Origin of the sequence: Bordetella muralis, assembly GCF_965139205.1 — a bacterium.
Classification (GTDB): domain Bacteria; phylum Pseudomonadota; class Gammaproteobacteria; order Burkholderiales; family Burkholderiaceae_B; genus Bordetella_A; species Bordetella_A muralis.
Genome location: NZ_CBCSIU010000009.1, coordinates 173,713 through 185,662, shown reverse-complemented (window position 1 = coordinate 185,662; position 11,950 = coordinate 173,713). Strand labels below are relative to the sequence as shown.

The following is an 11,950-nucleotide window of genomic DNA, read 5'->3' as shown; positions in this document are numbered from 1 at the left end:
TGGGGTGCCTCGCGGCACCCCTGGCGAGCCTGCGGCGCGAAACTTCCTCAAACCAACAAGCGCCCTAGACGACTGGAGAGGCCTCGCCCAGATACTCATCCAATCGGCTGACCAGATTGGCACGCGCGCGATGCGTATGCAAATCCGTCAATTCGACTGCCGACACGCTGTCGCCAGCGGCGATGGCCTGCGCGATGGCTTCGTGCTCGTCCCAGATGGCCTCACGTTGCTGCATCGACGACTGCAATACGGCGCCCATCACACGCCGTAAATGGACCCAATAGATCTGGGCGCTCTGTTCCAGCAACGGATTCCCCGCCGCACGGTATATCGCCTGATGGAATTCCATGTCCACGTCGATCATGGCTTTCACATCCTTGCCTCGTGCGCTCTTGCGGCCGCGGACAATGATGTCCGGATCCACCTGGAATTTCCGTTCGGCAGCCAACCGCGCCGCCAATGCGTCCAGCGAGCCGCGGATCTCGTACAAATGACCGACTAAGGTTCCATCCAACGGGGTCACCAGCACACCCCGCCCCGGTGCGTCCTGCACGAATCCATCCTTCTTCAGAATGCGCAACGCCTGAATCACCGGCGACCTCGACACCTGCATTTGCTCCGCAATTTCCTCCTGGGTCAGACGAGTGCCTGGCGCCAAGGTGCCATCGCTGATGGCATCAAGCAGCATTTGGTAGACCTCATCTACGAAATCGGGACGAGACTGGATCTTGGGAAGGGTGACCGCCATAACTAGCCTTTTGTACTCGGTATTCAAAGTATTTTGAGCCAGCGCGCCACTTGCTGCAATCGTCAGACGCGCCGGGGAAACGAATCAGGGGCTTGACTTTTGCCCCGTCGAAGCAAAAAATAGCACAAACTCTGTATACAGAGTTCAGAGTTCCGAATTCAAACAGGCAATAAACCCGGAGACAGCGTATGACCAAAGCCTTTGAAAAACTCGAGTCCCCTCGTTCGACAGGCAGCAGCGCCACAACGAAGCGGCTGATTCCCTACGGCGGCTATTACGCCAATCGCACACCCGACCATGATCCGGAACTCACCGAAACCGGACCGGGGACGCCGTTGGGGGAATACATGCGCCGATTCTGGCAACCCGTTTGCATGTCGATGGAACTGACCGACACGCCCAGGTTTCTGAAAATCCTGTGTGAAGAGCTCGTGGCCTTTCGAGATGGCAGCGGCCGGGTCGGGGTCTTGCACGCGCACTGCGTACACCGGGGCGCATCGCTGGAATACGGCGCCATTCAAGAGCGCGGTATCAAATGCTGTTATCACGGCATGGTGTTCGACGTCGACGGCTCATGCCTGCATGTCCCGTTCCCCAAAGGCGAGGAAAAAGAAGCAGAGAAATACGCCTGTTCCATTCAACAAGGCGCCTACAAAGCCATAGAACGCAACGGACTCGTCTTCGCTTATATGGGCCCACCCGACGAGGAGCCTCCGTTCCCCGAGTGGGAACAAGACTTTACGGTGCTGCCTGGCGACGAACTGGTGCCGTATAGCAACTTTCAACACTGCAATTGGCTGCAAGTACAGGACAACGCCGCCGACAACTTTCACCCCACCGCCCTGCATGCGGCGAAGAACGTTGTCGATGGTCATTTCCAGGGCACGACCTTTGACGAGGTCGGGGCAGCCTCGATGGAAGTCGCGCCTGACATGCAATTCATCCCTATCCACCAAGGCCGCGGTCTGGCGTGCGCCGGCGCCAGACGCGTCGACAAGGACAAGATGTTCCTGCGCATTCAACACCAGGTGTTGCCCAATCTGAGCCTGCACGCCTACACCTCTGAAGACGGCTCCAAAAAGAAACTCTTCAGCCGGTTCCACATCATTCGGTGGACGGTTCCGGTCGATGACGAAAATAGCAAGATGATCGGTTGGCGCGTCATGGGGCCGGGCATTGACACACGCGGCGTGGGTGACAAAAGCCTGGTCGGCTACGAGACAATCGATTTTCTCGAGGGCCAAGTCGCCATGCGCAGGCCGGAGCGTTTCGGCAAATACAAACTCGAAGACATACCGCCTATTCCATCGAACCACCGGGAACGGCACAACTATAAGGAAGCACAGTACGCCCCAGGGGATTACGAGGCCATCATCAGTCAGCGCCCGATCGCTGTTCATGCGCTGGAGAATCCCACCAAATTCGACGCCGGACTCTATGCGTTTCGGAAAATGCTGCGAGATGCCGTGCGCGGCACCAATGCGGCCGCAGCCGCACAGGGATTTGCGCAGTGGTTGCGCGATGTCAACGGCGCACCCAACAGCTACTGCAGCGGGAACGTTTTTGAACTCCCGCTGGCCGATTCGATAGAACAGGAAGTCGCCAATCGCCGGCAGCTTGCTCGCAAAGCCGTCGCCATCCTGACCGAAGCCGATCATCTGCACGGCACTGAACGCGCCGAGTTCGTCAAAGCCCGGTTCGATGAGCTCGAACGCAGCTTGAAATCCTGAACAGTGCTGCCACCGATTGCCGGGACAGGCGGCGAACGCTGCCTATTCCGACCGTCGGTTGCATCTGAAAAACGAGGCTCATGATGAACTCTTCCAAGACCGAACAGGAAGCGTTGACCCACTTGGAACTGGTGTTGCGACAAGTACGCAGAGAAGCGATAGGGATAAATTCCTACGAACTCGTCGACCCTGACCAGAAAGACCTTCCTCCCTTCACTGCCGGCGCTCATATCGACGTACACATTGCGCCAGGCGTCATACGGCAATATTCGCTCTGCAATGATCCTTCAGAGCGGCACCGTTATGTCATCGCCGTGCTGCGAGACGAATCTGGCCGCGGAGGCTCACGCGGGATGCATGACGATCTGCGCGTCCCGGACAAATTGAAAGTCAGCATCCCGCGAAATAACTTCCCGCTTTCCGAGCAGTCTCGCAAGACCCTATTGATTGCGGGGGGCATAGGTATCACCCCGCTCAAATCGATGATCCATGCACTGGAAGCGCAAGAGAAAGACTACGAGCTCCATTACTGTTCGAAAAGCGCGGAATACGCAGCCTTTCGACACGAGTTGGAACAGGCCGCCAAGACAGGACATATCCACTGTCATTTCGATGGCGGCAACCCTCAAAACGGCCTGGATATAGCCGCACTGCTGCGCGAGCCTCAAACAGAGACTCACGTCTACTATTGTGGTCCGGGTGGATTCATGGAGGCTTGCAAACAGGCCAGTACTCATTGGCCAGCAGACACGATTCACTGCGAACACTTCAAAGCCCCGGCCAAGCCCGTTCCGATCGACACCGAACACGCCGCCGACGAATACACCGTCGAGCTCGCAAAATCGGGGCAACGTGTCATGGTATCCAGGGATCAGAACCTGGCGGAAGTGCTGCAACAAGCAGGCGCTGCACTGGAAACATCCTGCCAGGCAGGGCTCTGCGGCACCTGCAAGTGCAGATATCTATCCGGAGACGTGGATCATCAGGACTTCATTCTGGACGATGACGAACGCCGCGATTTTTTGACGCCATGTGTTTCGCATGCCAACGGCGGCACCTTGGTCTTGGACCTATAAGCCATCGGACAGGCGTACTTATCGAGGGCGTATCACGAGGCAGGCGCCGTGGAGCCCAGCGTACTGAGCAACCAGGAAATAAACGCGTCAACTTTCTCTCGCTTTCGCTCATTACTGCGGCACGAAACAAAGTGCGTTTCCTTTTTGAACTGGTGAAAGACGCCCGCACCGAATTCCACCAATTCGCCACGGCTCAGCTCGCGCGCGGCCAATAAGCTGCTCTCGAGTATCACCCCCATACCATCGACCGCGGCGGCGATCGCCAATGCCGCCCGGTCAAACGAAGGCCGAGGCCTATCGGGTAATCGCAAGTGATTCGCGGCAAACCAGTCAGCCCACGTCACACGGCTGAGCTGCGAATCAATCAATGTCAACGCCCGGATCCGCGCTGCGGGCTCTACGTCCGACACCGCCAACTGCGGCGCACATAACGGCAGGATCCGTTCGACACCCAATGCAATTGTCTCCATGCCCGGACGCTCCAATGCGCCGCCATATGAAATCGCCACGTCGACATCGTGCACGCGCGTCAAATCAAGCGGCTCGGCGCCAGTCGATAAACGAATCGTGATATTCGGATGTGCCGCGGAAAACCCGGGCAACCGCGGCCCCAGCCACTTCACCGCGAAACTCGGCGCGGCATAGACAGCCAGAACCTGTGCATCCGGCGCCAACTGCACCTCCGCGCATGCGGCCTCCACCACGTCGAATACTCGACTCAGACTCCCGAGCAACCGCAAGGCTTCCGGGGTCGGCTCGACCTGACGATTGCGCCGAACGAACATGGCTCGGCCGAAGTAGTCCTCCAGTTCCTTGATCTGATGACTGATGGTCGACGGCGTCAGATGCAGTTCCTGCGCGGCCAACGCAAAACTCTGCAATCTGGCGGCGGCCTCGAACGTACGCAGCAGGACAAAATTCGGAATGCGTCGCATCGATCTGACTCTATAGATGGATGAGATTCATGTTTCCATGAACAACCATCGTTTGTCAAAGCCTGACTGCAAGCGGGATCATGCACTCACCTGATCACCATCCTCAAGGAGACACACATGGCTGCGGTAATGCAACCCCCAAAGAAAAGCATCGATCTCAACGGTCGAATTTCCATTTACCAACCCGAGCAAAAGGGGCTGATTTTTCCGGAGATCCCGTCGTTTACCAGCGCCGCCGCACAACGCCAACATTTGAAAGAGCGTCTGGTCGGCGCGTGTCGCGCCTTTGCCTTGCAAGGCTATGACTATGGCTTCGCAGGCCACTTGACCGTACGCGACCCGGAAAATCCCGGGCTGTATTGGACCAACCCCATGGCCGTGCACTTTTCTCAGGTCAAAGTCTCCAACCTGATCCTCGCCGACCACGAAGGCACCGTCGTAGAGGGCCGTCACGCCATCAACCGCGCAGGCTTTGTATTGCACGCCGCCGTGCACGAAGCCCATCCCGACATCGTCGCCATGTGCCATGCCCATACGGTATACGGTACAGCCTTTGCCGCGCTCGGCAAACCGTTGGCGCCTATCAGCCAGGACGCAGCCGCATTCTTCGAGGACCATGTGGTGATCGGCGACGAAGCAGGACAAGTCGCCGTCGAAGTCAAGGCAGGCCATAAAGTCGCCAACGCATTCAAAGGCGTCAAAGCCGCCATCCACCAGAACCACGGGCTGCTCACCGCCAGCCGCCACAGTATCGAATCCGCCGCATTCTGGTTCATTGCGCTGGAGCGCTGCTGCCAGCAGCAGTTGATGATCGATGCCACAGGCATCACGCCGCGCCTCGTTTCCGAAGAGCGCGCTCGCTATAGCCGTGAACATGTGGGCAGCGACTATATCGGTTGGCTGCATTTTCAGACGATCTGGGACCAGCTGATCGCGACGCAGTCCGACATGTTTGATTGACGCCTGATGAGAGTACCGTTGCGCCTGCAGTCAGCGTAGAGCATTGCCAGGAGAAACAACGAACCTCAACGACATTCGTCATGAATTCGCTTCGCAACGTACGAAGCGAATCGCCCAACTCATATCAACGGAGACAACACATGACCACCGCAACCCATGCGGAATATCTGCCCGTATCAGAAGACGCCACCTACACCAAAGTCATCTGGCGCCTGCTGCCGTTTCTCTTCATCTGCTACGTCTGTGCTTATCTGGATCGCGTGAACGTCAGTTTCGCCAAACTGCAGATGCTGGACGATCTCAACATGAGTGAAGCCGTCTATGGCCTGGGTGCCGGCATTTTCTTTGTCGGCTATCTGATGTTCGAAGTCCCCAGCAATCTCATCTTGTTGCGCGTCGGGGCCCGTCGCTGGATCGCCCGGATCATGGTGACCTGGGGACTCATCTCAGCCGCCATGATGTTCGTCACTACACCGACGATGTTCTATGTCATGCGATTCCTGCTTGGCGTTGCCGAGGCGGGTTTCATTCCCGCTATTTTGCTGTATCTGACGTATTGGTTCCCGTCATCACGCCGCAGCAAAGTCACGGCGCTCTTTTTGACCGGCATCCCCATGTCAGGCGTGATCGGCGGCCCCCTCTCCGGCTGGATCATGGAATCCTTTGGCGGACATCATGGATTGGCCGGCTGGCAATGGCTCTTCTTGCTGGAAGGATTGCCGACGATCGCATTGGGCGTCGTGGCGTTTTTCTTTCTGGACGACCGTGTTTCCGATGCGAAATGGCTATCTGCCGAAGAAAAACAGATCATTCAGCGCAATCTGGAAAACGACGCGTCTCCCGGGCGCATGCACAGTCTGCGAGATGGCCTGCTCAGTCCGCGTGTGCTGTTGCTGGGCTTGATCTATTTCTGTTTCACCATGGGCTTGTACGGCGTCAGCTTCTGGCTGCCTTCGTTGATCAAGGCCTCAGGCGTGTCCAACACCCTGGATATCGGCCTGTTGACTGCGGTACCTTATGCCGCCGCCACCATCGCGATGATTCTGGTTGGTCAGAGCTCGGACGCACACGGCGAACGGCGCTGGCACCTGGCGCTGCCGGGCCTGATCGGCGCCATCGCGCTATGCGTGAGCATCACCCAAGCACACTCCGTTGTCTGGGCCATGCTGGCATTGACCGTTGGGACCATGGGCGTCATGACCACCATTTCTCAATTCTGGGCCGTGCCTCCGGCGATCCTGGGCGGCGCGGCGGCCGCTGCGGGCATCGCGCTGGCCAACTCCATCGGCAGTATCTCAGGCGTTGTCAGCCCCTACCTGATCGGATGGTTTCAAACGACCACGGGTAGTACAGGAGGCGGCATCCTCGGCATCGCGGCCAGCATGATACTGGGCAGCATCCTGATCTTTCTCGTTCCGGCATCGTCGGTCAATCACGCCCGGCAGGCGTGAAGCGCACGGCGACTATCCCGAGTGGCCAAGACAGAGGCATTCAACCGCACCTGTCTTGGATCACGCAGGCCCAATCACCCCACCACGAGAAAAAGAGATCATGTTCACGAGAATGCTGCGGTATCTCACCGCTCACGCCAGTCTGCCAAAACCCACCAACGTGCTGCTGGGAGATACCGGGATTGCACTACCGCGCGAACAATGCCGCCTTAACGCAGGCCTATGCCTAGGAGAAATTGCGCTCTCGCGCGGCCGCCTGTGCGCACGCAGCAACATAGGCATTGATCCGCGCTGCACGCAGGCGAGCACGCAGAAACATCACGATCGCTAATACGCCATGCACAATCAGCAGTAACCACGCTAGTAACCACCAGGCAGATCGCAGCATGGCGGGCGCCAGATCGCTGGCGCCTCGGCGGGCATCCAGCGTATAGACGGGCGTGCCGCTCGCATCTTGCGACACACCCACGATCATGGCCTCGACGGCAAATGGCGCAACGCCGTCAGGCCCGGCCAACCACGCATATTGGTTATAACGCTGCAACGCATCGAGCCGGCCCTCCGGCGACGTCTCGACCGATGATTCCGCGTCGTCAAACGTGGGGACAGCCGGCAGACGGGCATGCGGCCCCGTTCGCACATCCAGCACCACACCGCCGCGCTGACTACGCAAAGTCGCGTCCGCCGCCGCAGCGACAATCCCTTCCACCTGCGGCGCAGCCACTCGTTGTGCCAACCGCTTTACCTTGGACAGCCCTTGCGCAGAAATCACCATGGCCGTCTTACCGGTATTGAGCTCCTTCTGCTCTGCGGCCTGCGCCAATGCCTGCCAGTTGGTGTATTCCTTGTCACTGAGCAGGTTCTCAACCATCGCGTTACGCAAAGCCGTGCAGCCTGTCTGGCCCTTTGCATTGAGCCGTGCACAATAGGCATCCACTTCCGCGATCGCTTTCGGTACGCCGACCACATCGAAGAGCTGTCGTTGATTACGCCCCTGCAACTCATTCAGATACGCCAGCGGGTTGTCCTGTGCGTTCCGGTACCTCTGCTGTTGCACTAGGATATCCAGCATGGGATTCGCCCGCGTACGCAGAAATTTCCCGCTATACAGCGCAAACGCTTGCTCGTCCTCATGCAATCTCGGTGCTTGCGGCGTGCCGCCTCCCCAACGCAACATACTGCACTGAACTGCAGGCATGCCCTGACGCGCCGTCGTCAACGAACAACGCGCCTCTCCTTTCAATGCCACCATGGCCCCCGCAGCAGGACTCGCCTCGCGTAATGCACCAGCGCTGTCATAAGCCCGCATCTGAGTACCCAGCAGCCACGCCTTGGTTTGCAGCACGTCTCCGCGCAGGCCTCCGCCGCTCACCATGGCCACGCCCACCAGCAGTAACAAGGCCGTGATCGCCAGCACGACATGACGCCCCCAATACACCGGAGGATAAGCACGCGTTTCCACATCGACTGAAAAATGCTTGCCCAGCCGTACGACGGAATAATCATCCACCCGCAGCTCTGCATCGACTCGGCCGGTGGCAGGGATGACCAAATGAGGCAGCCAATGCTTGGGCAGTATGAGATGCAGCTTGTCTCCCAGGAACCAGTGCTGGGAAACTGCCGCCGAATTGTTCGGATGATTCAATTGAACGGCCGTGAACGCGCCTCGTACGTGGTTCACGCGTTTCGGTATCGCCCAACGGCGCGGCCGCCATATCAGCCACAGCGCGCACAACAGCAATACCCCTGCCCCGGCCGCACATCCCAGACGGACCACATCGTCTGTGAACGTGGCAACCCCGGCGCTCACTGCGGACAGCAAAAGCAGCAATGCGGGACCCAATCCCAACCCTGGAGATTGGCGAGCAGCCATTTCGGCAGGTGTCTCATGACGCTGCCCGAGCACATCGACACGCACGACGTCCTCTTCGTCTGGCGAAAGTCCCTCTGACGGCGCATCGATATCCGACATCTCGCCGAGCTTGCCGCTCGCCCACTGCTGGGCCTGTTCCTGGCGCACGACGCTTCGCTCGCGGCCGCCTGCCAAATCGAACTCGCCATTGAGACGAATCACAATGGCGATCTTGTCTGCCAGCATGACTTCGGCATCGTTATCGCTCTGCAGAAAATCGTTCGCGTCATACGGCAGAATCACCTCGACCCCGCCCAGCGTGTCATGCATCTGTTCCGCGCCGCCATTCGTGCTCAATCCATGACGCAGATACTCGCCTCGCAGGCGGTAAACCTTGCCGTTTGCCAGCTTCAATGGACGCTGGCGCTTTCCGGGACGCGTCAAGAAGGGCTGAATCAGTGTCAGTTCCTCGGCCGTCGCCTCGCGCGGCGGCGTGTCTGCCTGCACGAGGCTCTTGAGGATGCGCTTGCTGGCACGGCGCCGCGATTGGTAGCGGATCACTCCATACAGCGAATAGCCGAGCATTGCCAGCAACAGCAGTAGTTTCAATAAATCCAACGTATCCATCGCGCCTGACTTTTTCCTGGAGGAAGCCGCGGGAATCATAGGAGGTCGCCGGCACGAAAGACAGAGCGAAAACCGCACACAACCCGCGAAATCGTGACAAAAAGCTACACCCCCTCCGTGTTTGCTACGATATCACCTCGGCCACGAGCCCGATTTTCATTTAGCACAAGGAATTTCCCCATGCGTCTCCTGCACACCATGCTGCGCGTCGGCAACCTGGACAAGTCGATCGATTTCTATACCAATGTCCTGGGCATGCGCGTGCTGCGCCGCAAAGATTACCCCGATGGCAAATTCACCCTGGCATTCGTTGGCTATCAAGACGAAAGCGAAGGCGCGGTCATCGAGCTGACCCACAACTGGGACACCGATCACTACGATCTGGGCAATGGCTATGGCCACATTGCGCTGGAGGTCGACAACGCCTACGAGGCCTGTGAAAAGGTCAAGCAAAAAGGCGGCAAAGTCACGCGCGAGGCCGGCCCGATGAAACACGGCACCACCGTCATCGCCTTTGTCGAAGACCCGGACGGCTACAAAATCGAATTCATCCAGAAAAAAGACCGCGCCGACTGACCGCAACACTCACATCGCCATGATTCATCCCATCCTGAAAATGGGCGATCCGCGTTTGCTGCGGGTGGCTCAGCCCGTCGAGCAATTCGACACTGCCGAGCTGCACACCCTGGTCGCCGACATGTTCGAGACTATGGAGCATGCGCGGGGTGTCGGATTGGCCGCCCCGCAAATCGGCGTCGACCTGCAGCTGGTCATATTCGGGTTCGATCGGAACGAACGCTATCCCGACGCGCCGGCAGTTCCGCAGACAGTTCTGTGCAATCCGGTGATCTCGCCTTTGTCAGACGAACGCGAAGACGGCTGGGAAGGCTGCCTGTCCGTGCCGGGCCTGCGTGGGCTGGTGCCACGTTATCGGCATATCCGCTACAGCGGCTACACCCCGCAGGGCGAATATATCGAACGTGAGGCCGAGGGTTTTCATGCGCGCGTCGTGCAGCATGAGTGCGATCATCTGATCGGCCGCCTCTATCCGTCGCGGATCGAGAACTTCAGCAAGTTCGGATTCACGGAGATCCTGTTTCCCGACATGGACCCGAATCAGGACGATTGAAACGCGGCGTACACGAAGAGAGGGGCAGGCATCCATCCAGATGCTCTGCCCCTCCTTCATTTCGTGCTGAGTTAATCCAACGCCCTGTCCTTGGACTCGACGTCGACCCACTTGATCGCGACGGCGCCTGCCACCAGCAATCCCGACAAAACAAACAACGACAAGGTGAATTGCGTCGCCATGATCGGTGCAATCAGGGCCGGGGCGAACAGCCCGCCGAGCCGGGCCACGGCACCTGCCGCCCCCATGCCGGAAGCGCGTAAGCTCGTGGGGTAGACCTCAGGCGTAAAGGCATACAGCGCGCCCCAGGTACCCAGCAATGCAAAGCTCATCAACAATGTTGAGGTCACCATCAACGCGACCGAGCTCCCCAGGCTGTACAGCAGGCACCCTGCCGCACTGAACAGCAGGAAGCCGATCAGCGTGGGTTTGCGTCCATAACGCTCAACCGCATATGCCGACAAGGCGTATCCGGGTACTTGCGCCAACGCCAGGACGATCAAGAACGCCTGTCCGCGCATAAAGCCCATGCCTTCGGCAGACAGCTTGATCGGCAGATACACAAATACGCCGTAGTACGCGACGGAAACCAGCAGCCATGCCAACAACAGCGACACGCTGCGCCGCGCCAGGCCGGCGCCGAACAACGCGAACACGGATTTGCGCTCCATCGTTTGTGGCTCGAGCTCGCCGATTTGCACGTTGTTGCCGTTGGTCTTGGCAACGCGCTCCAACACTTGCCGAGCCTCTTCCGATTTACCCGTCTTGTTCAAATAAAGAGGCGACTCGGGAACATACCAACGCAGGATCACCCCGACGATCGCAGGTATGCCGGTGACAAAGAAAATAATGCGCCATGCTTCATCGCCATACGCACTGGCCACCCACGCCAAAATGGCGAGAAAAACCGTCCCCAAAGCCCAAAACGACTCGAGCCACACCAGCCAACGGCCACGGCGCTGGGCAGGCAGAAACTCCGCCATCATTGTGTAATCGACGGGCAAGGTGCCGCCTACGCCAATACCGGTCAGAAAGCGCAGAATCAACAGCCATTGGAAATCCGGCGCAAAGGCCGATGCCACCCCGGCGCAGGCATCGATGACCACGGCCAGCATCAACACTGGCCGCCGGCCAATGCGATCGGCCAACCGGCCGAACGCAAAAGCGCCGATCAACATACCTACAAAAAACAAAGTACCCGTCTGCAGGGCCTGCGGAATCGTCAGGCCAAAGGTCTTTGCTATCGACGGCGCGCTGAAACCGATCGACAGCACTTGCATCGCGTCGGCCATCCAGACCAGCCCGAATATCACAAACAGCCGATACTGGAATTTTCCTACGCCTGCCGTATTCAACCCTTGTTCAATCGTTATTTTTGATGCTGCCATGGCTACTCCTACGAGGTTTGCCGTTGCTTTTATGCGCTGTCGCGCAATTAAAAA

10 protein-coding genes are annotated in these 11,950 nt (G+C 58.5%); 6 read left to right on the top strand and 4 right to left on the bottom strand.

Going from position 1 to position 11,950, the window contains the following annotated elements; translation table 11 throughout:
• Positions 1 to 64 precede the first annotated feature (64 nt).
• A complete protein-coding gene (locus ACNA0I_RS15080; RefSeq protein WP_415806827.1) occupies positions 65 to 748 on the bottom strand; it encodes a GntR family transcriptional regulator in 684 nt (227 codons plus the stop codon).
• 188 nt (positions 749 to 936) lie between these two features.
• Here ACNA0I_RS15080 and ACNA0I_RS15075 point away from each other — a divergent pair, with 188 nt between their 5' ends.
• Both ACNA0I_RS15075 and ACNA0I_RS15070 read left to right on the top strand, forming a co-directional pair.
• A complete protein-coding gene (locus tag ACNA0I_RS15075; RefSeq protein ID WP_415806825.1) occupies positions 937 to 2,478 on the top strand; it encodes a Rieske 2Fe-2S domain-containing protein in 1,542 nt (513 codons plus the stop codon).
• A gap of 80 nt (positions 2,479 to 2,558) precedes the next feature.
• Positions 2,559 to 3,554, top strand: a complete 996-nt coding sequence (locus ACNA0I_RS15070; protein WP_415806824.1) for a PDR/VanB family oxidoreductase — start codon at positions 2,559 to 2,561, stop codon at positions 3,552 to 3,554.
• A 32-nt stretch (positions 3,555 to 3,586) separates the two neighbouring features.
• On the opposite strand, the gene ACNA0I_RS15065 is transcribed toward ACNA0I_RS15070, so the two are convergent.
• Positions 3,587 to 4,489: a LysR substrate-binding domain-containing protein gene (locus ACNA0I_RS15065; RefSeq protein WP_415806823.1), complete on the bottom strand. Its 903-nt coding sequence runs from the start codon at positions 4,487 to 4,489 to the stop codon at positions 3,587 to 3,589.
• Between the two features lie 117 nt (positions 4,490 to 4,606).
• Between ACNA0I_RS15065 and ACNA0I_RS15060 the strand changes: the two genes are divergently transcribed.
• Together ACNA0I_RS15060 and ACNA0I_RS15055 are read left to right on the top strand one after the other, a co-directional pair.
• Entirely contained in the window at positions 4,607 to 5,449 is an 843-nt protein-coding gene (locus tag ACNA0I_RS15060; RefSeq protein ID WP_415806822.1) for a class II aldolase/adducin family protein, read from the top strand.
• A 140-nt stretch (positions 5,450 to 5,589) separates the two neighbouring features.
• Positions 5,590 to 6,900: an MFS transporter gene (locus tag ACNA0I_RS15055; protein ID WP_415806821.1), complete on the top strand. Its 1,311-nt coding sequence runs from the start codon at positions 5,590 to 5,592 to the stop codon at positions 6,898 to 6,900.
• 226 nt (positions 6,901 to 7,126) lie between these two features.
• On the opposite strand, the gene ACNA0I_RS15050 is transcribed toward ACNA0I_RS15055, so the two are convergent.
• A complete protein-coding gene (locus ACNA0I_RS15050) occupies positions 7,127 to 9,379 on the bottom strand; it encodes an IgaA/UmoB family intracellular growth attenuator (protein WP_415806820.1) in 2,253 nt (750 codons plus the stop codon).
• Between the two features lie 180 nt (positions 9,380 to 9,559).
• Between ACNA0I_RS15050 and gloA the strand changes: the two genes are divergently transcribed.
• Positions 9,560 to 9,955 (top strand): lactoylglutathione lyase, encoded by a 396-nt coding sequence (gloA, locus tag ACNA0I_RS15045; protein ID WP_415806819.1) that lies wholly within the window; start codon positions 9,560 to 9,562, stop codon positions 9,953 to 9,955.
• Between the two features lie 19 nt (positions 9,956 to 9,974).
• On the top strand, positions 9,975 to 10,508 hold the full coding sequence (def, locus tag ACNA0I_RS15040; protein WP_415806818.1) for a peptide deformylase: 534 nt from the start codon (positions 9,975 to 9,977) through the stop codon (positions 10,506 to 10,508).
• Between the two features lie 71 nt (positions 10,509 to 10,579).
• Here def and ACNA0I_RS15035 read toward each other — a convergent pair whose 3' ends face one another.
• The gene (locus tag ACNA0I_RS15035) at positions 10,580 to 11,896 is read right to left on the bottom strand and encodes an MFS transporter (protein WP_415806817.1); all 1,317 of its coding nucleotides are present in this window, start codon (positions 11,894 to 11,896) and stop codon (positions 10,580 to 10,582) included.
• Positions 11,897 to 11,950 lie beyond the last annotated feature (54 nt).

Excerpts from the sequence above, each read along its gene's own strand:
- ACNA0I_RS15050 (WP_415806820.1), bottom strand. The coding sequence starts at position 9,379 with ATGGATACGTTGGATTTATTGAAACTACTGCTGTTGCTGGCAATGCTC.
- ACNA0I_RS15055 (WP_415806821.1), top strand. The coding sequence starts at position 5,590 with ATGACCACCGCAACCCATGCGGAATATCTGCCCGTATCAGAAGACGCC.
- ACNA0I_RS15035 (WP_415806817.1), bottom strand. The coding sequence starts at position 11,896 with ATGGCAGCATCAAAAATAACGATTGAACAAGGGTTGAATACGGCAGGC.
- ACNA0I_RS15080 (WP_415806827.1), bottom strand. The coding sequence starts at position 748 with ATGGCGGTCACCCTTCCCAAGATCCAGTCTCGTCCCGATTTCGTAGAT.
- ACNA0I_RS15075 (WP_415806825.1), top strand. The coding sequence starts at position 937 with ATGACCAAAGCCTTTGAAAAACTCGAGTCCCCTCGTTCGACAGGCAGC.
- def (WP_415806818.1), top strand. The coding sequence starts at position 9,975 with ATGATTCATCCCATCCTGAAAATGGGCGATCCGCGTTTGCTGCGGGTG.
- gloA (WP_415806819.1), top strand. The coding sequence starts at position 9,560 with ATGCGTCTCCTGCACACCATGCTGCGCGTCGGCAACCTGGACAAGTCG.
- ACNA0I_RS15060 (WP_415806822.1), top strand. The coding sequence starts at position 4,607 with ATGGCTGCGGTAATGCAACCCCCAAAGAAAAGCATCGATCTCAACGGT.
- ACNA0I_RS15065 (WP_415806823.1), bottom strand. The coding sequence starts at position 4,489 with ATGCGACGCATTCCGAATTTTGTCCTGCTGCGTACGTTCGAGGCCGCC.
- ACNA0I_RS15070 (WP_415806824.1), top strand. The coding sequence starts at position 2,559 with ATGATGAACTCTTCCAAGACCGAACAGGAAGCGTTGACCCACTTGGAA.